At 72.1% G+C, this 21,719-nt stretch carries 18 protein-coding genes and 1 tRNA gene; 10 read left to right on the forward strand and 9 right to left on the reverse strand.

Annotation, left to right across the window (positions count from 1 at the left end):
* Positions 1-105: 105 nt before the first annotated feature.
* On the reverse strand, positions 106-1,473 hold the full coding sequence (locus tag AC1Z4A_RS12280; RefSeq protein ID WP_483678194.1) for a sensor histidine kinase: 1,368 nt from the start codon (positions 1,471-1,473) through the stop codon (positions 106-108).
* Between the two features lie 218 nt (positions 1,474-1,691).
* Between AC1Z4A_RS12280 and AC1Z4A_RS12285 the strand changes: the two genes are divergently transcribed.
* The 5 genes from AC1Z4A_RS12285 to pth all read left to right on the forward strand — a co-directional run bounded on the left by AC1Z4A_RS12285 (position 1,692) and on the right by pth (position 5,894).
* A tRNA-Gln gene (locus AC1Z4A_RS12285) sits at positions 1,692-1,762 on the forward strand.
* A gap of 144 nt (positions 1,763-1,906) precedes the next feature.
* Positions 1,907-3,364, forward strand: a complete 1,458-nt coding sequence (gene glmU, locus AC1Z4A_RS12290) for a bifunctional UDP-N-acetylglucosamine diphosphorylase/glucosamine-1-phosphate N-acetyltransferase GlmU (RefSeq protein WP_483678195.1) — start codon at positions 1,907-1,909, stop codon at positions 3,362-3,364.
* A gap of 73 nt (positions 3,365-3,437) precedes the next feature.
* Positions 3,438-4,415 carry a ribose-phosphate diphosphokinase gene (locus AC1Z4A_RS12295; RefSeq protein ID WP_229356662.1) on the forward strand — a complete coding sequence of 326 codons (978 nt, stop codon included), beginning with the start codon at positions 3,438-3,440 and terminating at the stop codon, positions 4,413-4,415.
* A gap of 221 nt (positions 4,416-4,636) precedes the next feature.
* Positions 4,637-5,209 (forward strand): 50S ribosomal protein L25/general stress protein Ctc, encoded by a 573-nt coding sequence (locus AC1Z4A_RS12300; protein WP_483678197.1) that lies wholly within the window; start codon positions 4,637-4,639, stop codon positions 5,207-5,209.
* A gap of 94 nt (positions 5,210-5,303) precedes the next feature.
* A complete protein-coding gene (pth, locus tag AC1Z4A_RS12305; RefSeq protein WP_483678199.1) occupies positions 5,304-5,894 on the forward strand; it encodes an aminoacyl-tRNA hydrolase in 591 nt (196 codons plus the stop codon).
* A gap of 193 nt (positions 5,895-6,087) precedes the next feature.
* Here the strand turns inward: pth and ppc are convergent, their stop codons facing one another.
* Positions 6,088-8,811 carry a phosphoenolpyruvate carboxylase gene (gene ppc / locus AC1Z4A_RS12310; RefSeq protein WP_483678200.1) on the reverse strand — a complete coding sequence of 908 codons (2,724 nt, stop codon included), beginning with the start codon at positions 8,809-8,811 and terminating at the stop codon, positions 6,088-6,090.
* Positions 8,812-9,013: 202 nt separating this feature from the next.
* Between ppc and AC1Z4A_RS12315 the strand changes: the two genes are divergently transcribed.
* Positions 9,014-10,018, forward strand: a complete 1,005-nt coding sequence (locus AC1Z4A_RS12315; RefSeq protein WP_483678201.1) for an acyl-CoA desaturase — start codon at positions 9,014-9,016, stop codon at positions 10,016-10,018.
* Positions 10,015-10,713: a TetR/AcrR family transcriptional regulator gene (locus tag AC1Z4A_RS12320; RefSeq protein WP_483678202.1), complete on the forward strand. Its 699-nt coding sequence runs from the start codon at positions 10,015-10,017 to the stop codon at positions 10,711-10,713. Before AC1Z4A_RS12315 ends, AC1Z4A_RS12320 begins: the two co-directional genes overlap by 4 nt.
* Positions 10,714-10,967: 254 nt before the next feature.
* Here the strand turns inward: AC1Z4A_RS12320 and AC1Z4A_RS12325 are convergent, their stop codons facing one another.
* Complete coding sequence (locus tag AC1Z4A_RS12325; RefSeq protein WP_483678203.1) at positions 10,968-11,795, reverse strand: trans-aconitate 2-methyltransferase; 828 nt, start codon at positions 11,793-11,795, stop codon at positions 10,968-10,970.
* A gap of 98 nt (positions 11,796-11,893) precedes the next feature.
* On the opposite strand from AC1Z4A_RS12325, the gene AC1Z4A_RS12330 reads away from it, so the two are divergent.
* Complete coding sequence (locus tag AC1Z4A_RS12330; protein ID WP_483678205.1) at positions 11,894-12,391, forward strand: MarR family winged helix-turn-helix transcriptional regulator; 498 nt, start codon at positions 11,894-11,896, stop codon at positions 12,389-12,391.
* On the opposite strand, the gene AC1Z4A_RS12335 is transcribed toward AC1Z4A_RS12330, so the two are convergent.
* From AC1Z4A_RS12335 to galT, 4 genes are all read right to left on the reverse strand, one after another.
* Positions 12,350-13,147: a response regulator transcription factor gene (locus AC1Z4A_RS12335; protein WP_483678207.1), complete on the reverse strand. Its 798-nt coding sequence runs from the start codon at positions 13,145-13,147 to the stop codon at positions 12,350-12,352. The genes AC1Z4A_RS12330 and AC1Z4A_RS12335 overlap by 42 nt on opposite strands.
* 168 nt (positions 13,148-13,315) lie before the next feature.
* Positions 13,316-14,578, reverse strand: a complete 1,263-nt coding sequence (gene galK, locus AC1Z4A_RS12340) for a galactokinase (RefSeq protein ID WP_483678208.1) — start codon at positions 14,576-14,578, stop codon at positions 13,316-13,318.
* On the reverse strand, positions 14,575-15,546 hold the full coding sequence (gene galE / locus AC1Z4A_RS12345; RefSeq protein ID WP_483678209.1) for a UDP-glucose 4-epimerase GalE: 972 nt from the start codon (positions 15,544-15,546) through the stop codon (positions 14,575-14,577). The genes galK and galE overlap by 4 nt, the downstream gene beginning before the upstream one ends.
* Positions 15,543-16,589: a galactose-1-phosphate uridylyltransferase gene (gene galT, locus AC1Z4A_RS12350; protein WP_483678210.1), complete on the reverse strand. Its 1,047-nt coding sequence runs from the start codon at positions 16,587-16,589 to the stop codon at positions 15,543-15,545. The genes galE and galT overlap by 4 nt, the downstream gene beginning before the upstream one ends.
* Positions 16,590-16,752: 163 nt before the next feature.
* On the opposite strand from galT, the gene AC1Z4A_RS12355 reads away from it, so the two are divergent.
* Both AC1Z4A_RS12355 and AC1Z4A_RS12360 read left to right on the forward strand, forming a co-directional pair.
* On the forward strand, positions 16,753-18,420 hold the full coding sequence (locus AC1Z4A_RS12355) for a sodium:solute symporter family protein (protein ID WP_483678211.1): 1,668 nt from the start codon (positions 16,753-16,755) through the stop codon (positions 18,418-18,420).
* Positions 18,421-18,474: 54 nt separating this feature from the next.
* Positions 18,475-18,795: a hypothetical protein gene (locus tag AC1Z4A_RS12360; protein WP_483678212.1), complete on the forward strand. Its 321-nt coding sequence runs from the start codon at positions 18,475-18,477 to the stop codon at positions 18,793-18,795.
* On the opposite strand, the gene AC1Z4A_RS12365 is transcribed toward AC1Z4A_RS12360, so the two are convergent.
* Together AC1Z4A_RS12365 and AC1Z4A_RS12370 are read right to left on the reverse strand one after the other, a co-directional pair.
* Complete coding sequence (locus AC1Z4A_RS12365; protein WP_483678214.1) at positions 18,731-19,459, reverse strand: response regulator transcription factor; 729 nt, start codon at positions 19,457-19,459, stop codon at positions 18,731-18,733. The two genes, AC1Z4A_RS12360 and AC1Z4A_RS12365, sit on opposite strands and share 65 nt — an antisense overlap.
* A 249-nt stretch (positions 19,460-19,708) precedes the next feature.
* The gene (locus AC1Z4A_RS12370) at positions 19,709-21,628 is read right to left on the reverse strand and encodes a hypothetical protein (RefSeq protein WP_483678215.1); all 1,920 of its coding nucleotides are present in this window, start codon (positions 21,626-21,628) and stop codon (positions 19,709-19,711) included.
* Between the last annotated feature and the right edge of the window lie 91 nt (positions 21,629-21,719).

Below are 21,719 nucleotides of genomic sequence, written 5' to 3' on the forward strand. Positions count from 1 at the left end.
GGGCCCCGGCTCACAGGCCCGGTACGTACGCGCCCGCGCCCCGCAGCGCGCGTGGTCCCGTGGGGCGGCGGCACAAGGCCCGTGGTCCCGGGCGGCGAAGCCGCCCTACGCGGCCCGCGCGTCCGGAATCACCGCCGACACACGGAAACCGCCCGCATCCGTCGGCCCCGACACAAACACCCCGCCCAGCGCGGCCACCCGCTCCCGCATGCCGACCAGTCCGTTCCCGCCGCTCGGCAGGCCCGTGTCCACGCCGCCGTCCGACGGGCCGTTCTCCACCTGGAGCGCCACCTCCCCCGCACGGTGCGCCAGGCGCACCACCGCCTTCGCGCCCGGCGCGTGCTTGTGCACATTGGTGAGCGCCTCCTGCACCACGCGGTAGGCCGTGCTCTCCACCGGCGGCGCATAGGAGCGCTCCTCGCCCTGCACCGACAGCTCCACGACCATGCCCGCCTGCCGCGACTGCCCGACCAGGTCCTCCAGGCCGCTCAGGCTCGGGCCCTCCCCGGCACCGCCGGAACCCACCGGCTCCGCGGCCGCGGCCCGGTCCGACACCCGCGCCGAGGCGGCCACCGCCACCGCCGCGAGCCGCTCCGAATCCACCGCCGACCCCACCCCGGCCACCGGCCGCCCCGCATCCTCGGGAGTCGTGCGCAGCACGCCGAGCATCTCGCGCAGCTCCGTCAGCGCCTGCCGGCCCATGTCGCCCACCAGGGCCGCGTTCTTCGCCGCCTTCTCCGGGTCCTTCGACGCCACCGCCTGGAGCGCCGCCGCGTGCACCACCATCAGCGACACCCGGTGCGCCACCACGTCGTGCATCTCCCGCGCGATGCGCGTGCGCTCCTCGTTGCGGGCCCACTCGGCCCGCTCCTCGGCCCGGTCCGCCAGCAGCGACAGCTCCCGCTCCAGCCCGTCGGCCCGCTCCCGCAGGCTCTCGACCAGCCGCCGTCTCGCGCCGACGTACAGCCCCATGAGCACCGGCGGTGCGGTCAGCCCCAGCGCCATCACCACGGAGAAGGCCGTCATCACCCACGGCCCGGGGTGATAGCCGTCCTGCGCCATGTCCTTCTGGAAGCGCACGACCGTCACTATCAGCGTCGCCATCAGCGACGCCCCCGCGAGCACCGCGATCAGCCGCCGCGGCACCTCGGAGGCCGCCAGCGTGTACAGCGCCACGACGCCCAGTAGGAAGCCCATCTCCGCGGGGGTGACCGCGATCGACACCAGCACCACCGCGACCGGCCACCGCCGCCGCAGCACCAGCGACGCCCCGACCGGTACCCCGAGCAGGCCGCCCAGCGCCTCCGGCAGCCCCGCCTCGCGTGCGAAGGACATCCCCTCCGGCACGCACTCCAGGGCGGACACGAGCGCCAGCACCACGTCCAGCACCATGCTCCGCCGCCGCACCCACCACCACGGCCCCGTGGGCGCGCCCCGCGCGCCCACGTCCGCGATTGCCCCCGTTGTGGTCATACCACCCAGACTACGGGCGGGCGCCATCGGATTTCCGGTGCGGACGGCGGCACACCGAGGTTTCGACGGGGAGCGAAGCCCCTGGCCTTGCGCAACCTCCGTGTGATCCAAGTCCTCAAGTGCGCGGACTCGTACCGTCGCATCGAAGGCCGGTGTTACGGCATAGTGTTCCCTGCGTGCATGACCGATCAAGTAAATCGGACATAACGCACGATCCATCCCGGGTCGTCTAATGGCAGGACAAATGATTTTGGTTCATTGAATGAGGGTTCGATTCCTTCCCCGGGAGCCGCTGCCGGAGGGCACTCCCATGGCCGTCCGGGCCCATGGGCAAGGGTTCTGACCTCCCAGGTCAGGACCCTTCCGCGTTTCACCCCCCTTACGCCCCGGTATCCTGCGGGTGTCCACCCCCTCGAAGCCGAAGGGCACACCCGTGAGCGCCAACCGCCCGGCAGCCGTCGTCGTCCTCGCAGCGGGTGAGGGCACCCGCATGAAGTCGGCCACCCCCAAGGTCCTGCACGCGATCTCCGGCCGCTCCCTCGTCGGGCACGTCGTCGCCGCCGCCCGCGAGCTGGCCCCGGAGCACCTCGTCGTCATCGTCGGGCACGCCCGTGAGCAGGTCTCCGCCCACCTCGCCGAGATCGACCCGGGCGTCCGCACCGCCGTGCAGCACGAGCAGAACGGCACCGGGCACGCGGTCCGCATGGGCCTGGAGGAGCTGTCCGACAGCGGCATCGTCCTCGACGGCACCGTCGTGGTCGTCTGCGGCGACACCCCGCTGCTCACCGGCGAGACCCTCAAGCGCCTCTCCGGCACCCACGCCGCCGACGGCAACGCCGTGACGGTGCTCACCGCCGAGGTGCCCGACTCCACCGGCTACGGCCGCATCGTGCGCGACGCCGCGACGGGCGCCGTGACCGCGATCGTGGAGCACAAGGACGCCACGGACGAGCAGCGCGCCATCCGCGAGATCAACTCCGGGGTGTTCGCCTTCGACGCCCAGCTGCTCACGGACGCGCTGGGCAAGGTGCGCACGGACAACAGCCAGGGCGAGGAGTACCTGACGGACGTCCTCGGCATCCTGCGCGAGGCGGGGCACCGGGTGGGCGCCGCCGTGGCGGGCGACCACCGGGAGATCCTGGGCATCAACAACCGCGTCCAGCTGGCCGAGGCCCGCAAGCTGCTGAACGAGCGGCTGCTGCACACCGCGATGATGAGCGGCGTGACGGTCGTGGACCCGGCCACCACGTGGGTGGACGTGACGGTCACCTTCGAGCCGGACGCGCTCGTGCACCCGGGCACCCAGCTGCTGGGCGCGACGCACCTGGCCACGGGCTCCGAGGTGGGCCCCAACACCCGCCTCAAGGACACCTCCGTGGGCGCGGGCGCCCGGGTCGACAACACCGTCGCCGACTCGGCCCTGATCGGGGCGGGCGCCGTCGTGGGCCCGTTCGCCTACCTGCGGCCGGGCACCAAGCTCGGCCCGAAGTCCAAGGCGGGCGCCTACGTCGAGATGAAGAACGCCGAGATCGGCGAGGGCACCAAGGTGCCGCATCTGTCGTACGTGGGCGACGCGACCATCGGCGAGTACACCAACATCGGCGCGGCGAGCGTCTTTGTGAACTACGACGGCGTGAGCAAGCACCACACGACGATCGGCTCGCACTGCCGGACCGGATCGGACAACATGTTTGTGGCTCCGGTCACGATCGGGGACGGCGCGTACACCGCCGCCGGCTCGGTCATCACCAAGGATGTGCCCCCGGGTTCGCTGGCTGTCGCTCGTGGTCAGCAGCGGAATATCGAGGGCTGGGTGGCGCGCAAGCGCCCGGGCAGTGCGGCCGCTCAGGCCGCTTCCGCTGCTCGTCGGGACACCGACGGCGAGCAGTGACCGTGACACCGGCACGCCGTGCGGGGCGTACCGTGATAAGCGCACACAAAGCGACATCCAAGGAGACTGTGCTGTGACCGGGATCAAGACGACCGGCGAGAAGAAGCTCATGCTCTTCTCCGGCCGCGCCCACCCCGAGCTTGCCGAGGAGGTCGCGCACCAGCTGGGCGTCGGCCTGGTCCCGACCAAGGCCTTCGACTTCGCCAACGGCGAGATCTACGTCCGCTTCCAGGAGTCGGCGCGTGGCGCCGACTGCTTCCTGATGCAGAGCCACACGGCTCCCATCAACAAGTGGGTGATGGAGCAGCTGATCATGATCGATGCTCTGAAGCGGGCCTCCGCCCGGAGCATCACCGTGATCCTGCCGTTCTACGGCTACGCCCGTCAGGACAAGAAGCACCGCGGCCGTGAGCCGATCTCGGCCCGCCTGATCGCGGACCTGATGAAGACGGCCGGCGCGGACCGCCTCCTGACGGTGGACCTGCACACGGACCAGATCCAGGGCTTCTTCGACGGCCCGGTGGACCACCTGTTCGCGCTGCCGATCCTGGCCGACTACGTGGGCGCGAAGGTCGACCGCGACAAGCTCACGGTCGTCTCCCCGGACGCCGGCCGCGTGCGCGTTGCCGACCGCTGGTGCGACCGCCTCGGCGCCCCGCTGGCGATCGTGCACAAGCGCCGCGACAAGGATGTGGCGAACCAGGTCACCGTCCACGAGGTCGTGGGTGACGTGAAGGGCCGCGTCTGCGTCCTGGTCGACGACATGATCGACACCGGTGGCACGATCTGCGCGGCGGCCGACGCGCTGTTCGCGCACGGCGCCGAGGACGTCATCGTGACCGCCACGCACGGTGTGCTGTCGGGCCCGGCGGCGGACCGCCTGAAGAACTCGAAGGTGAGCGAGTTCGTGTTCACGAACACGCTGCCGACGCCGAACGAGCTGGAGCTGGACAAGATCACGGTGCTGTCGATCGCGCCGACGATCGCCCGCGCGGTGCGCGAGGTGTTCGAGGACGGTTCGGTGACGAGCCTCTTCGACGAGCTGGGCTAGCCGGCTCCGGTGTGACCGCGCCACTGCTGTAACGATCATGCAGCTGCGGCGCTCGCACTGATCGATTTCTGGGCGGCCTCCCCGCCGGGTAGACTCCTCGAGTTGCTCGGCGAGGGAGGCCGCACTGTTCGGTGCGGCGGTCCGTTATCGACGCGCTCTTCGTAGCAGGCCTGTCGTGGGCCGGGTAACCGTCCACCACAACTGTTCACGAGGAGTGCACCATGGCCGAGATCACGCTCGCCGCTGCCGTCCGCACCGACTTCGGCAAGGGCGCCGCCCGCCGCATCCGTCGCGCCCACCAGGTTCCGGGTGTCGTCTACGGCCACGGCTCCGAGCCGGTCCACGTGTCCCTGCCGGGCCACGACCTGATGATGGCGCTGAAGACCCCGAACGTCCTGCTCTCCCTGGACATCGAGGGCCGCAACGAGCTGGTCATCCCCAAGCAGGTCCAGCGTGACGCGCTCAAGGGCTTCCTCGAGCACGTCGACCTGCTGGTCGTCAAGCGCGGCGAGAAGGTCACCGTCGAGGTCCCGGTCCACACCGAGGGCGAGCTGGCCCCGGGCGGCAACCTGCTCGAGCACACCCTGACCGCGCTGCCGGTCGAGGCCGAGGCCACCCACATCCCGGAGAGCATCACCGTCTCCATCGCGGGCCTGGAGGCCGGTGCCTCCGTCCTGGCCAAGGACATCGCCCTGCCGGCCGGTGTCGCGCTGGCCGTCGACGCCGACGCCGTCGTCCTGCACGTCGTCGCGGGCCAGGCCGAGGCCGCCCCGGCCGAGGGCACCGAGGCCTGAGCCTCGGCCTCCCAGGGCTTCTCGATTTTCATTCCGACCGCCGCCCTGCTCCACTGGAGCGGGGCGGCGGTCGGCGTATGAAGGAGATATGCGGATGACGGACGACTCCAGCCCCTGGCTGATCGTGGGCCTGGGCAACCCGGGCGGCGAGTACGCGGGCAACCGCCACAACGTGGGCTTCATGGTCGCGGACCTGCTCGCGGAGCGGATGGGCGGCAAGTTCAAGGCGCACAAGTCGCGGGCCCAGGTGGTCGAGGGACGGCTGGGCGCGCCCGGCCTCTCCAGCCGCCGGGTGGTGGTGGCGAAGCCGATGTCGTTCATGAACGTGTCGGGCGGCCCGACGACCGCGCTGCGCGACTTCTACAAGGTGCCGACGGAGCGGATCGTCGTGGTCCACGACGAGCTGGACATCGACTACGGGACGCTGCGGCTGAAGCTGGGCGGCGGCGACAACGGCCACAACGGCCTGAAGTCGATCACGAAGTCGCTGGGGCCGGACTACTGCCGCGTCCGCTTCGGGATCGGCCGGCCGCCCGGCCGGATGCAGGTTGCGGACTTCGTCCTCAAGGACTTCTCGTCGGCCGAGCGCAAGGATCTGGACTACCAGGTGGACCGGGCGGCGGATGCGGTGGAATCGCTGATCGTGGACGGCCTGGAGCGGGCGCAGAGCACGTACAACTCGTAGGGGGTTCCTTTCCCCACCCCGCCCCTTCCCGTAACCGGGGGCTCCGCCCCCGGACCCCCGCTCCTCAAACTCCCCCAGCTACCGCTGGGAGGTGCCCCCAGAGGGGCTGGATTCGTACCCCGAACCGGGGGTCTGGGGGGCGAAGCCCCCCAGTTTCGGGAAGGGGCGGGGTGGGGGAAAGAAACTCACCGCCTCAGCCCGTGTTGCGCAGCCCCGCGGCAACGCCGTTGACCGTCAGCAGCAGCGCCCGCCCCAGCAACGGGTCCGGGGCCTCGCCCCGCTCCGCCGCGCGCCGCTGCCGGTCCAGCAGCGTCACCTGCAGATACGAGATCGGGTCCAGATACGCGTCCCGCACGCGGAACGTCTGCTGCAGCACCGGGCTCGCCGCCAGCAGCTCGTCCTCCCCCGTGATCCGCAGCACCTCCCGCACGGTCAGCGCGTGCTCCTCCCGGATGACGTCGAAGACGTGCTTCAGCTCATCCGGCACGAGCGTGTCCACATAGTGCGCGGCGATGCGCAGATCGGTCTTGGCCAGCGTCATCTCGACGTTGGAGAGGAAGTTCTGGAAGAAGTGCCAGTGCTCGTGCATCTCGTCCAGGACGGTGTCGAGCCCGGCCTCGCGCGCGGCCTTGAGGCCGGAGCCGACGCCGAACCAGCCGGGCACGATCTGCCGGGACTGGGTCCAGCCGAACACCCAGGGGATGGCGCGCAGTCCGTCGAGCCCGGCACCGGAGTCGGGGCGGCGCGAGGGGCGCGAGCCGAGGTGGAGTTCGGCGAGCTGGTCGACGGGGGTGGAGGCGAAGAAGTACGCCGGGAGGTCCGGGTCCTCCACCAGCCTGCGGTAGGCGCCGTGCGCGGCGTCCGAGACGGTGTCCATGGCGGCGTCCCAGCGGGCGAGGGCCTCGTCGGACTGGCGGGGCGCCGTGTGCAGGGCGGACGCCTGGAGGGTGGCGGCGACGGTCAGTTCGAGGTTCTCCCGGGCGAGGGCCGGGATGAGGTACTTGTCGGAGATGACCTCGCCCTGCTCGGTGACCTTGATCTCGCCCTCCAGGGTGCCCCAGGGCTGGGCGAGGATCGCGTCGTGGGTGGGGCCGCCGCCGCGGCCGACGGTGCCGCCGCGGCCGTGGAAGAGCCGCAGCCGCACGCCGTAGCGGTGGGCGACGTCGCGCAGGCGCCGCTGGGCGCGGTGGATCTCCCACTGGGAGGTGGTGATGCCGCCGAACTTGGACGAGTCGGAGTAGCCGAGCATGACCTCCTGGACGTCGCCGCGGAGGGCGACGAGGCGCCGGTAGGAGGGGTCGGCGAGCATCTCGTCGAGGAGGCGGTCGGCCTCCTTCAGCTCGTCTGTGGTCTCCAGCAGCGGCACGATGCCGATCCTGGCCCAGCCGGCGTGGAGGTCGACGAGGCCGGCCTCGCGAGCGAGCACGGCGGCGGCGAGGACGTCGTCGGCGCCCTGGCACATGGAGATGATGTAGGACTCGACGACCTCGGGCCCGAACTTCTCCAGGGCCTCGCGGACGGTGTGGAAGACGCCGAGGGTCTTGGCGCCGGCCGCGTCCAGGGGCGCCGGGCTGGGGGCCAGGGGACGGCGGGAGCGCAGTTCCTTGGCGAGCAGCCGGCGGCGGTAGTCGCGGGGCATGTCGGCGTAGCGCCAGGACTCCTCGCCCAGCCGGTCGAAGAGCTGGCCGAGGGCGTGGTGGTGGGCGTCGGCGTGCTCGCGGACGTCCATGGTGGCGAGGTGGAGGCCGAAGGCGGCGAGGGTGCGCAGGGCGCGCTCCAGGCGGCCGTCGGCGATGAGCCGGCCGCGGTGGGCGCGCAGCGAGTCCTGGATGAGCTGGAGGTCGGCGAGGAGTTCGCCGGTGCCCAGGTAGTCGCGGCCCTCCTGGTGGGGGGTGTCGCGGGCGAGCCGCTCGCGGGTGTTGACGAGCTTCTGGCGGATGCAGGTGGCCTTGAGCCGGTAGGGCTCCTCGGCGTTGAGCCGCTTGTAGCGCGGGCTGATCTCGGGCAGCAGTTCGAGGTCGCGCTGGAGGGAGGTGAGCAGCTCCTCGGTGGCGCCGCTGTTGCGGATGGAGTTGGAGAGGGCGCCGCGCAGCTCGTCGACGAGTTCGAGGGCGTCGGTGATGCCGTGCTCGTGCTGCAGTATCAGCACGTCCCAGGTGACCTGCGGGGTGACGTTGGGGTTGCCGTCGCGGTCGCCGCCGATCCAGGTGCCGAAGGTCAGCGGGCGGGTGGCCGCGGGCAGCTCGACGCCGACGCGGTCCAGCTCCGCGGCCAGGTCCTCCAGGACGTCGCCGACGGCGCCGACGTGCAGCTCGTCGAGGTAGTAGATGGCGTTGCGGGCCTCGTCGGTGGGCTCGGGGCGGGCGACGCGCAGCTCGTCGGTCTGCCAGAGCAGGTCGATGTTCTCGGCGAGGCGCAGGTCGGTGCGGCGCTTGTCGCCGCTGCCGGTGTCCGGTGCGTCGAGGAGTTCGGCGACGCGGCGGAGCTTGTTGAGGACGCTGCGCCGGGCGGCCTCGGTCGGGTGGGCCGTGAAGACGGGGCGCACCCCGAGGTTCTCGACGGTCTGCCGCAGGTGCTCGGGGTCGGCGTCCTTCAGCTGGTCGGCGGTGCGGGCGAGGATCGAGCCCTCGGCGTCGCGCTTGGCGCGCAGCTCCCGGCCGCGGTGCACCTGCTCGGTGACGTTGGCCAGGTGGAAGTAGGTGGAGAAGGCCCGGACGAGCTTGGCCGCGGTCTCCGGGTCGGTGGCACTCAGCAGCTCGGCGGCGGCGTCGCCGTCGGTGCGGGTCAGGGCCCGCACGCGCTCGACGAGGTCGAGGAGCTCGTCACCCTCCTGGCGGACCAGGGTTTCGCCCAGGAGGTCACCGAGGCGGCGGATGTCGGCGCGCAGGGCGGCGTTGGTCTTGTCGGCACTGCTCACAGGTGCAGCTCCTTGCAGAGTTTCCGAGCACGTCTGGAGGGGGGCGGACCGCGCTGTCCGACGCCCCCAGCATAGGTGTCCGCCCGACGCGCGGCCGTCCGCAGCCCTCTTGCCCACTGCTCGGGCCCTGCCATACTTACGAGGCCGTAGGTTACGGAACCGTAGGAACCGTGACCATGCTCCGAACCCCATGAGGGAACCCATGACTGCAAGCCCCGACGTGCTCGAAGATGCGCCGAAGGCCCAGGAGACCCCACTCCCCTCCGCCACGCTGGGCGGTGAGCAGCGCAGGTCGGTCGAGCAGATCACCCTGATGCTGTTCATCGTCGTCCCGTTCGTCGCGCTGCTCGCCGCCGTCCCGCTGGCCTGGGGCTGGGGGGTGAGCTGGCTGGATCTGGGGCTGATGGTGGCGATGTACTACATCGGCTGCCACGGCATCACGATCGGCTTCCACCGCTACTTCACGCACGGCTCGTTCAAGGCCAAGCGGCCGCTGCGGATCGTGCTGGCGGTCATGGGTTCGCTGGCGGTGGAGGGGCCGGTGGTGCGCTGGGTGGCGGACCACCGCAAGCACCACAAGTTCTCGGACGCCGAGGGCGACCCGCACTCCCCCTGGCGGTACGGCGAGACCGTGCCGGCGCTGATGAAGGGGCTGTGGTGGGCCCACATCGGCTGGATGTTCGACGAGGAGCAGACACCTCAGGAGAAGTACGCCCCGGACCTGATCAAGGACCCGGCCATTCGCGCGGTCTCCCGGCAGTTCGTGCTGTGGACGACGGTCTCGCTGCTGATCCCCCCGTTCGTCGGCGGCCTGGTGACGTGGTCGTGGCAGGGCGCGCTGTCGGCGTTCTTCTGGGGTTCCCTGGTCCGGGTGGCGCTGCTGCACCATGTGACGTGGTCGATCAACTCGATCTGCCACGCCGTGGGCAAGCGCCCGTTCAAGTCGCGGGACCGCTCGGGCAACGTGTGGTGGCTGGCCGTACTGTCGTGCGGCGAGTCCTGGCACAACCTGCACCACGCCGACCCGACGTCGGCGCGGCACGGCGTGCTGAAGGGCCAGCTGGACTCCAGCGCCCGCCTCATCCGCTGGTTCGAGAAGGCGGGCTGGGCGTACGACGTGCGCTGGCCGAACGAGAGCCGTATCGAGTCCCGGCGGAAGCCCGCCGGGAAGTCCCGGGACGAGGAGGGTGCCGCGCAGGCGGCATGATTGAGGGCGTGGCGATCGACAGCAATACCCCTGGCAAGAAAGACCTGCCCGGGCCCTCCGGGGCCCGGCGCTCCCGGCCGCGCCGGGTAAGGATGACCGGCGCGGAGCGCCGTGAGCAGCTGCTGGACATCGGTCGCACACTCTTCGCCGAGCGGGGGTTCGAGGGCACGTCGGTGGAGGAGATCGCGGCCAAGGCCGGGGTCTCCAAGCCGGTGGTGTACGAGCACTTCGGCGGCAAGGAGGGGCTGTACGCGGTGGTCGTGGACCGCGAGATGCGGCAGCTGCTGAACATGGTGACCGGCGCCCTCACCGCGGGCCATCCGCGCGAACTCCTCGAACAGGCGGCGTTCGCACTCCTCGACTACATCGAGACGTATACGGACGGCTTCCGCATCCTCGTCCGCGACTCGCCCGTCGCCCAGTCGACGGGTACCTTCGCCTCGCTGATCAGCGACATCGCGACCCAGGTCGAGGACATCCTGGGCCTGGAGTTCAAGGCCCGCGGCTTCGACCCGAAGCTCGCCCCGCTCTACGCCCAGGCCCTCGTCGGAATGGTCGCCCTGACCGGCCAGTGGTGGCTGGACGTCCGCAAGCCGAAGAAGGCGGAGGTGGCGGCGCACCTGGTGAACCTGGCCTGGCACGGGCTGGACGGCCTGGAGCCCAAGCCCCGCCTGGTGGGCCACCGGCGCTCCTGAGGGCGCGGGGGTGCAGGCCGTTCGGGGGTGACCGCCGGTCCGGCACCGCCGAATGCCACCATCGTGGCTGATCGCCGTTGCGGCGGAAGTTGTTCCCCAGTCCCGCCCCTTCCCGAAACTGGGGGCGAAGCCCCCAGCCCCCCCGAGGTCCGGGGCAGAGCCCCGGTTTCGGGAAGGGGCGGGACTGGGGAAGGAAAACCCGCCGCGACGGCGCGCAACCCCCACCGCCCGGCCCGGCGGTGCCGAACCGGCCGTCACCCCCGCTTGCGGGCCACCACGAAGACCCGCCGGAACGGAAAGACCGTGCCGTCCGGCCCCGCCGGATACGCCTCGCGCAGCAGCGCCCCGTACTCGGCGAGGAACGCCTCCGTGGCCGCCGCATCGCCCGCGAGGCCGGTCAGCGCCGACCGCAGGCCCGTGCCCTTGACCCAGTCGAGGACGGGGTCCTCGCCGGGCAGCAGATGGGCGTAGGTCGTCTCCCACGCGTCGACCTCGCACCCGAGCGCCGTGAGCCGCGCCAGGTACTCCGCGGGTTCGAGGATCTCGACGCGGCGCCGCCCCGCCTCGCCGAGGCGGTCGCGCCAGCGCGCCGACGCGCACAGCTCCCGCAGCAGCGCATGGCTGGGGGCGTCGCCGTTCCCCGGAACCTGGAAGGCAAACGTGCCTCCGGCGGCCAGGCCGGCCAGCCAGGCCGGGAAGGCCTCGGCGTGGCCCGGCACCCACTGGAGGGCGGCGTTGGAGACGATCAGGTCGAAGGGCTCGGCGGGGTCCGGGGCCCAGTCCGTCAGGTCGGCGCGGGCGAAGTCGATGCGCCCGCCGCCGAGGGTCCGCCCGGCGTAGGCGTCGGCCTCGGCGAGCATCGGGGCGGAGTTGTCGTAGCCGGTGATGCGGGCGTCCCGCCAGCGCTCGGCGAGCAGGGCGGTGACATTGCCCGCGCCGCAGCCGAGGTCGGCGATGCGGGCGGGGCGGCGGCCCCGGCCCGGCAGCCGGGGAATGCGGGCGAGCAGGTCCTCGAAGGGGCGGGTCCGGTGGCCGGAGTGACGGAGGTACTGCTGGGGGTCCCAGTCGGGTGCGTGCTGCATGGCGGTGTCTCCCTGCGTCGGGGCGCACCTCCAGCATCCCCGCCGAAGTATCTTGACGTCAAGAGACTTCATGTCGACAGACCAACTACACTGATCCCATGGAGGACGAGGTCGATCGGCTGGTCGCGGCGTGGCGCCGAGAGCGCCCCGACCTCGACGTGGAACCACTCGAAGTGCTCAGTCGCGTCTCCAGGCTCGCCCGCCACCTGGACCGGGCCCGGCGGATCGCCTTCGCCGAGCACGGGCTGGAGCCCTGGGAGTTCGACGTCCTCACCGCGCTGCGCCGCGCCGGGGCCCCCTACCAGCTCTCCCCCGGGCAGCTGCTCACCCAGACCCTGGTCACCTCGGGCACCATGACCAACCGCATCGACCGGCTCGCCAAGAAGGACCTGGTCGAGCGCGAGCCCGACCCCAACGACCGGCGCGGCGTGCTCGTCCGCCTCACGGCCGAGGGCCGGGACCGGGCCGACCAGGCACTCGCCGGGCTGCTCGCGCAGGAGCGCGCGATCCTCGCCGAGCTCTCCCCGGCCCAGCGGGCCGAACTGGCCCGGCTGCTACGCCAGTTGACCGCCCCGTTCGACAACGTCCCCGGTTAGGTCCACCGGCCCCACCCCGGCCCGCCGGGCCAGCGCCACGGCGGCCAGCGTGGAGTGCACGCCCAGCTTGCCCAGCACGTTCTGCATGTGCGTGCGGACCGTGTGCGGGGAGAGGTAGAGCCGCTCGGCGACGGCCTTGCGGCCCAGCCCGGCCACCATGCAGCGCAGCACCTCGCGCTCGCGCGGAGTCAGCGACTCCACCAGCCGCTCGCTCTCGGTGCGGTGCTTGCGCGCGGCCGTCAGCTCCCGCAGAACGCCCGTCAGCAGGGCGGGCGGCAGGTGGGTCTCGTCCCGCAGCACGCCGCGTATCACCGCCAGCAGGCGGGAGAGCGAACAGTCCTTGGCGACCCAGCCGCCCGCGCCCGCCTGGAGCGCGGCCGCGGCCCGCCGCGGCTCGTCGCGCTCGGCCAGCACCACCGTCCGCACGCCGGGGTGGCCCGCGCGGACCCGGGAGACCAGCGAGATGCCGTCCACCGTGCCCTCGCCCGGGCCCGGGCCGTCCTGGCCCGGCCCCCTGAGCTGCCCCGGCAGCTGTCCGTCCGCCCCGCCGGCCCCGGCCGCGGCGCCGAGGTCGGCGTCGATCAGCAGGACGTCGAAGCGCCGCCCCTCCCCCGCCGCGCGCTCCAGCGCGCGCAGCGCCGCCGGCCCGCTGCCGGCTGCCGAGACGTCCACGTCCTGCTCGGCCGCGAGGGCGGCGGCGAGCGACTCGGCGAAGATGCGGTGGTCGTCGACCACCAATACCCGAATACGTGCCACAACCACCCCCATGTTCCCGGCAGGCGAGGTCAGTGCGGGTACGGCGCCCGGACCTGGGGCCGCCACACGCGCACGGCCGCCGCCGTGCCCTGACAACCACCCCACCCCGGGCGTCGTACCTGCCTGTCTCGCCCCCTGATCAGCGTCGGCCCCCACCGGCGCTGTGCATCAGAGTACGGGCGGGGTCCGGCGCCGGAGGGCGAATGGCAAAACTGCCTGACCCGGGTGTTTATGGTGAGCTTTCTGTTCAGTATTGAGGCGGTGAACGACCGGGATCGGGGAAAAGTCCACCCGCCCACCACCCGCAGCCGCCACCGCCTCGAACACCCCCGGCACCCGGTACCCCGCAGCCGCGAACGCCCCCGTCACCGCATCCCCCACCCCGGCCGCGTGCCCCTCCTCCACCAGCACCACCGCCGACCCCCCGAAGCCACCCCCCGTCATCCGCGCACCCAGCGCCCCCGCCCCCAGCGCCGACTCGACCACCAGGTCCAGCTCCGGGCAGGAGACGCCGAAGTCGTCCCGCAGCGACACGTGCCCCACGGTAAGCAGCGGCCCCACGGCCCGCACCTCACCCACCAGCAGCAGCTCCGCCACCCGCACCACCCGACGGTTCTCGGTGACCACATGCCGCACCAGCGGACGCAGGGGCTCCGCAGCACCCCTCAAGTCGGCCAGCGCAGCGTCCAGTTGCCCCGCCTCCACATCCCGCAGGGCGCGCACCCCCAGCGCCCGCGCCGCCGCCTCGCAGCCCGCGCGCCGCCGCGCATACTCGCCTTCCCCCAGCGCATGTTTGACCCGCGTGTCGACGACCAACAGCCGAAGGCCCGACGCCGCCGGGTCGAAGGGGATCTGCCGCCGGGTGAGATCGCGCGTGTCCAGATACAGCGCGTGCCCCGCCACACAGCACGCGGCCGCGGTCTGGTCCATGATCCCGCACGGCACGCCGACGAACGCGTTCTCGGCGCGCTGCGCCAGCCGGGCCAGCTCCGGCCGGTCGAGCCCGAGCCCGTACAGCCCGTCCAGGGCGAGGGCGGTGGCGACCTCCAGCGCGGCGGAGGACGAGAGCCCCGCCCCCACCGGCACCTCGCTCTCCACGTGCACGTCCGCCCCGGCCACCGCATGCCCCGCCTCGCGCAGCGCCCGGTGCACACCCGCCGGATAGGCCGCCCAACCGCGCACCGCACCGCCCGCCGGGGCCGGCTCGACGACGCCGCCCGGCTCCGCCGCCGAGTGCAGGCGCAGCCGCCCGTCGGAGCGGGCCCGGGCCGCCACCCAGGTCAGGCGGGGCAGCGCGAGCGGCATCACGAGGCCGTCGTTGAAGTCGGTGTACTCGCCGATCAGATTGACCCGGCCGGGCGCCGCCCAGACCCCCTCGCAGTCAAGGCCGTAGACGGCCCGGAACGCCGCGGCGGCCCGCTCGGCGCTCAACGACGGGCCTCGCCCCGGCGGGCGAACTCCCAGGCGTCCTCGACGATTCCGGCCAGGTCGGGACGGCGCGGCTGCCAGCCGAGCAGCTTCCTCGCCCGCTCGGCGGAGGCGACCAGCACGGCCGGGTCGCCGGCCCGGCGCGGGGCGGCGGCCTCCGGAACGGAGTGGCCGGTCACCTTGCGGACGGTCTCGACGACCTCCCGGACGGAGAAGCCGTTGCCGTTGCCGAGGTTGCAGATCAGGTGCTCGCCGGGCCGCGCGGCGCCGAGGGCCAGCAGATGGGCCTCGGCGAGGTCGGCGACGTGGATGTAGTCGCGGACGCAGGTGCCGTCCGGGGTCGGGTAGTCCTCGCCGTACACGGAGATCGCCTCGCGCTCGCCGAGGGCGACCTGGAGCACGAGCGGGATGAGGTGCGACTCGGGGGCGTGCCGCTCGCCGTAACGCCCGTACGCGCCCGCGACGTTGAAGTAGCGCAGGGAGACGGCGGCCAGGCCGTGGGCCGCGCACTCACCGGCGATCATGTGGTCGACGGCGAGCTTGGTGGCGCCGTAGGGGTTGGTGGGCTCGGTGGGGGCGTCCTCGGTGACGGGGACGGTGGCGGGCTCGCCGTAGGTGGCGGCGGTGGAGGAGAAGACGAGCGTGCGGACGCCCGCGCCGCGCATGGCGGCGAGCAGCTCGAGCGTGCCGCCGACGTTGTTCCGCCAGTACGCCTCGGGGTCGGCGACCGACTGCCCGACCTGTGAGAAGGCGGCGAAGTGGAGGACGGCGTCGTACGAGCCGTCGAGCCACCGGGCGGCGTCCTGGACGCGCCCCTCGATGAAGCGGGCGCCCTCGGGCACGCCGTCGCGGTGGCCGGTGGAGAGGTCGTCAAGGACGGTCACCGTGTGCCCGGCGGCCAGCAGGTGGGCCGCGACGACGCTGCCGACGTATCCCGCACCGCCCGTGACCAGGCAGTTCTTGCCGTTCATGTGCTCGCTGCCTCTCGCAGTCGCTCGGCCGCCGCCTCGGGCGGCACATCGTTGATGAACACGTTCATGCCGGACTCCGAACCCGCGAGGAACTTCAGCTTGCCGGGAGTACGGCGGATGGTGAAGAGCTCGAGGTGGAGGGCGAATTCACTCCTGTGGGGGTGGCGGAAGGGCGCCTGGTGCCAGGCGGAGACGTAGGGGGTCGGGGGCATGCCGGGGCCGAAGATCCGATCGAAGCGACGCAAGAGTTCCAGGTAGACCTGTGGGAACTCTGTGCGTGCCGGGTCGTCGAGCGCGAGCAGGTCGGGCACCCGGCGGCGCGGGTAGAGGTGGACCTCGTACGGCCAGTGCGCGGCGTAGGGCACGAAGGCGAGCCAGTGCTCGCCCTCGAGGACGATGCGGCGGCCGTCGGTGCGCTCGGCGGCCACGGTGTCGTCGAAGAGGTTGCGGCCGCCGGTCCGCCGCTGGTGGGCGGCGGCCGAGTCGAGCATCCGCCCGGTGCGCGGGGTGACGAAGGGGTAGGCGTAGATCTGGCCGTGGGGGTGGCCGAGGGTGACGCCGATCTCGTGGCCGCGGTTCTCGAAGCAGAAGACCTGCTCGACGGCGGGCAGCGCGGCCAGCTCGGCGGTGCGGTCGGTCCAGGCGGCGAGGACGAGTGCGGCGCGCTCGTCGTCGAGGTCGGCGAAGGAGGCGTGGTGGTCGGCGGTGAAGCAGACGACCTCGCAGCGGCCGGTGTCGTCGGCGAGGGCGGGGAAGCGGTTCTCGAAGACGGCCACTTCGTAGTCGGCGGCGGGGATTTCGGTGAGCCGGCCGTCGCGGGAGGGGCACAGGGGGCACTCGTCGGGGGGCGGGTGGTGGATGCGGGACTGGCGGTGGGAGGCGACGGCGACGCTGTCGCCGAGGAGGGGATCGCGGCGGATCTCGCTCACGCTGCCGCGCGGGGGCAGCGGCCGCCGGTCGGCGGTGTCGCGCACGGCGTCGTCGCGCGTGTCGTAGTAGAGCAGCTCACGGCCGTCCGCGAGCCGGGTGGCCGTCTTCTTCACTTGGCCCTCCTCGCACACCGTCACACACAACCGAACACAACGCATCACGGGCACTCATACCCGCCAACACCGCACTCGAACAAAGAGCTTCAACAAAAGCGTTCAGATTCCAATCAACAACGCGTACGTTGCCTGCAGTTCCGACCAAGGAATGAGGTGACCCATGCGCTGTCTGGCCGAGGGACTCCGGCTCCCCGTCAACGCACTCGACTACACGATCCTGGCGATCTACTTCGCGGTGGTCCTGGGCATCGGCCTCGCGGCCCGCCGGTCCGTCCGCACCGGTCTGGACTTCTTCCTCTCCGGGCGGTCCCTGCCCGCCTGGGTCACCGGTCTCGCCTTCGTCGCCGCGAACCTGGGCGCCACCGAGATCCTGGGCATGGCCGCCAACGGCGCACAGTACGGCGCGTACACCGTGCACTGGTACTGGATCGGCGCGATACCGGCCATGGTCTTCCTGGGCCTGGTGATGATGCCCTTCTACTACTCGTCGAAGGTCAGGTCCGTCCCCGAGTTCCTGCTGCACCGCTTCGGACCGGCCTCGCACCTGCTCTCCTCGGTCATCTTCGCCGTGTCGTCCGTGCTGATCGCGGGCGTCAACCTCTACGCCATGGCGCTCGTGCTCCAGGCGCTGCTGGGCTGGCCGCAGTGGGTGGCGATCGTCGTCGCGGGCTTCTTCGTGCTGGCCTACATCACGCTCGGCGGCCTCTCGTCGGCGATCTTCAACGAGGTGCTCCAGTTCTTCGTGATCCTGGCCGCGCTGATCCCGCTGACGGTCGTCGGCCTGAAGCACGTCGGCGGCCGGCGCGGCCTGTCGGACTCGCTCACCGCCGCCCACGGCGACGACTTCCTCAGCGCCTGGGGCGGCACGGGCATCGGCCACGCCAACCCGCTGGGCGCCAACTGGCTGACCATCGTGCTGGGCCTCGGCTTCGTGATGAGCTTCGGCTACTGGACCACCAACTTCGCGGAGGTGCAGCGCGCCCTGTCCGCCAGGAGCCTGGGCGCCGCGCGGCGGACCCCGCTCATCGCGGCCTTCCCCAAGCTCCTCATCCCCCTCGTCGTGGTGCTGCCCGGCCTGCTGGCCGCTGCCATGGAACCGGCCCTGGGCAAGGCGGGCAGCGGGCTGAGCTACAACGACGCGATCCCGGTGCTGATGCGCGACCTGCTGCCCAACGGGGTGCTGGGCCTCGCCGTCACCGGCCTGCTGGCCGCCTTCATGGCGGGCATGGCTGCCAACGTCTCGTCCTTCAACACCGTGGTCAGCTGGGACATCTGGGCCCGCTACGCCCGCCGCGGCGACGAGGGCGCGGCCTCCGTGGCCACCGGGCGGGTGGTGACCGTGCTCGGGGTGCTGGCGGGGATGGGCACGGCCTTCATCGCCTCGTCCTTCGGCAACATCATGAACTACCTCCAGACGCTGTTCTCGTTCTTCAACGTGCCGCTCTTCGCCGTCTTCCTCATCGGGATGTTCTGGCGGCGCACCACACCCGCCGCGGGCTTCTGGGGGCTGCTGTCGGGAACGGTCGCGGCGATGGCGAACTACTTCTGGCTGTACAAGCAGCACGTCATCGGCATCCCCTCGGACCAGGGCGCCAACTTCGTCTCCTCGATCGTGGCGTTCGGCGTCTCGGCGCTGGTGATGGCCGCGGTGACGCCCCTGACCCGGCCCAGGCCCGCCGAGGAGCTGCGGGGCCTGGTCCACGGCACCCTGCCCGCCCCCGGGGCTGCCCCGGACGAGGGCGAGGACGCCTGGTACCGCAGGCCGGCGCTGCTGGGCTGGGGCGCGCTGGTCCTCGCCGCCGCCTGCTACGTGCCCTTCTCCCTCTGACCCGTTCTGTCGGCGACCTGCGCTTTCGACGACCGTTCTTTCGAGGAGCCCTTCATGAACGACCGGCACCAGCACGAGCCCGGCCCGTCCGGGGACGGGGGCGGGGGCGGGGAACCGCGACCGGCCACCGCCGCCCGGCTGTTCGACGTACGCCGGGTCATCGGCGGCCTGTTCACCGTCTACGGCGTCATCGTGACCGTGGCGGGCCTGACGGCGGACGACGAGGACCTGAGGAAGGCCGAGGGCATCAACATCAACCTGTGGACCGGGCTGGGCATGCTCGCCCTCGGCGGCTTCTTCCTCCTCTGGCTCACCCTGCGCCCGGCCGCCCCGGCCCGCCCGCCTGCGGACCCGCCGCCTGCCGGGGAACGCTAGCGCCCGCGGCCCGCTCCAGCAGCCCGGTGCGGGCGGCCAGGGCCGCCGCCTCCAGCCGCGAGCCCACGCCGAGCTTCATCAGGACGCGCTGGACGTGGGTGCGGGCCGTGCTGGGCGCTATCCCCATGCCCGCTGCGATCAGCCGGGTGTCCTCGCCCTCGGCCACCCGGACCAGCACCTCCACCTCGCGGGGGGTCAGCAGCTGGAGCAGCCGGGCGCCCTCGTCGTCCGGCTGGGCGGCGGGGTTGAGCAGCTCGGCGAAGGAGCCCTGGAGCAGCTGCGGGTCCACCGCGGCCTCGCCCGCCCGGGCCTTCATCATGGCGCGCTCGACGCCCTCGATGCGCTCGTTGTGCCGTACGTAGCCGGAGGCGCCCGCGGCGAAGGCGGCCGCGATGCCCAGCGGGCTGGGCACCGGGCCCAGCACCACGACGGCGACCTGCGGGCGCTCCCGCTTGATCCGGACGACCGGGTCGAAGGCCCCCGGCTCGGCCGGGGTGGCCGTGCCCAGCAGGCACACCTCCGGCGCGCGGCTGATCACCAGCTCCGCCGCCCCGGCGCTGGGCGCCGCCGCGGCCAGCACGCGGTGGCCCCGCAACTTCAACGCCGAGGCGAGCGCCTCGGCCAGCAGACGATGGTCGTCGACCACCATGAGCCGTACGCCCATGCGCTTCCCCCCTGTCGCCCCGCTGCCGCCCGGTGTCGCCCGCGCACGTCTCCCCGGCACCCTCTTGCTCGGGAAGCTACACGCTTGTTCGACGTTCCGCGCCCCTTACCGGTGAGAAGTCCCCCGGAATGCCGAAATCCCTGCCAATCACGTGTACTTCGAGACTGAAACGGATCGTTCAGGCATGTACGCGCGACGGACAGGGATACGGCAGGGATGAGGCGCCGAGCGCACCTCAAACGATCATTATCAGCTGCCTCCGAAGATCAGCGCCAGATACTGCTTGCCCATGGAGAACGAACTGGGCTTGTTCGCGAAACTGCCGCCCAGGAAGAGCCGGTTCTGCGCCCACAGACCGCCCTGGATCTCGGGCGAGAGGGCCCGCTCGGCCTCGGACGTCTCGGCCGGATTCTTCAGCAGCACATCGGACTTGTACGTCTTCGGATCGATCCGGATCACCTGGCCGCCCGACTTGTAGGTGGGCTCCTGGTAGCCGATCGCGTAGCCGTCCTTGTCCGTGCCCAGCGGCACCAGCGTGGAGCCGGGGACGCCGTCGGTCTTGCCCTTGGTCTGGCCGCTGGCCAGGTCGAAGGCGACGATCTCGTTGACCCGGCCGACCTCCTGGGCGTTGCCGCTCTGGTGCTCCTCGTTGGGCAGGTAGAGCGTGTCCTTGGTGACGGCCAGCTTCATGCAGCCCTCGACGTCGGTCGCGGGGCACTTCGGCGTGAACTTGCCGTTCTCCGTGGAGACCTTGCTGCGCAGCTTGCCCTCCTTGGCGCTGTCGTCCAGCACCATGAAGTCGGAGGCCGCGCTGCCGCTGGAGTCACCCGCGTCGACCGCGATGACCAGCGGGTCGGTGGACGCGATGTGGACGTAGTTCAGGCCCGGCGGCACCTTGAAGACGGACTTGACCGCGCCCGTCTCCGGGTTGAGGGTCTGCACCTGCATCTGGGGGCGCGAGTAGTCGCCGCAGCGGCGCACGGCGACGAGCTTGGAGCCGCCGCCGTAGCCGTCGTCACGGCAGTCGTCGCCGGGCTTGGGCTTCCACAGCTCCTTGCCGTCGGCCAGGGACCATGCGGCGCCGCCGCTGGTGCCGCCCGCCGCCACGGTGCCGCCGCCGACGGTGACCTCGTCGAAGCGGACGTCCGAGTCACCGGCCTTGGCGGTCTTCTGCCAGAGCTTCTTGCCGTTGTTCAGGTCGAGCACCGCGACCTGGGTGCAGCTGCCGCCGAACTTGTGGTCGGCGTCGGGCTTCGCGTCCTTGAACAGCACGGCAGTCCTGCCGTCGTCCGTGACCTGCTTGGACGCCCAGCAGATCTCGCCGTCGAGCGGGATCTCCCACTTCTGGCCGCCGGACAGGCCGTAGCCGACGATCTTGTAGACGTCGACCTTGGCGAAGACCTTGTCGGTGGCCCACATGCCCTTGACCGAGACGAGGTCGTCGACCTTGGGCTGCTCGACGCCGAACAGCATCTTGCCGTCGATGGTCTTCGGCGCCTTGCCGCCGCCACCGCCGCCCTGCGTGCCGGTGTCCTTGCCGTCCTTGCCGGAGCTGTTCTTCGCCTCGTCCTTCTTGCCGTCGCCGCCCTTGGTGGCGAACCAGACGCCGCCGCCGACGGCGAGCACGAGCGCCACGGCGGCGCTGATGACGACGGCCGTGCGCTTCTTGGCCGGACCGCCCTGTCCGGGCTGACCGCCGAAGCCCGCGCCCGCGGAAGGCGCGCCGTAGCCGCCCGGGGCCGGGGCGCCGGGGTACTGGGGCTGCGCCGGGTAGCCGTAACCACCCGGCGGGGGCGGCGGGGTGACGGGGGCGCCGGGCGGCGGGGTGGCCGCGCCGAAGGCCTGGGTGGGCATGTCGGCCGCGGGCGGCTGCGCCGGGTAGCCGTAACCGCCCGCGGGGGGCGGCGGGGTCGCCGGGGCGCCCGGCGGGGGCGGCGGAGTGGCGGGGGCGCCCCCCGGCGGGGGCGGCATCTGCGGCACCACGGCCGTCGGGGTCGGGTTCTGCGGTGCGCCGAAGCCCGGCGTGCCCTGGGGCTGCGGGGGCTGGGCGGGCGGCGGGGTGCCGAAGCCGGGCGGAGGGTCCTGTGGCGCGCCGAAGCCTCCGCCCGGCGGAACCGGCGGGACCGGCGGGCCCTGCGGTGGCTGGGGTGGCTGGGGCGGCTGTGACATCAGCTTTCCTCTTTACGCGCGGACCAGGGCTTGCAGTCGCATGAATCCCGCCATTGTGCGGCAGGCGAGCGAGTGTTCTTTCTACCACCCG

The sequence above is a fragment of the Streptomyces sp. 17_S59 genome (genome assembly GCF_056930295.1).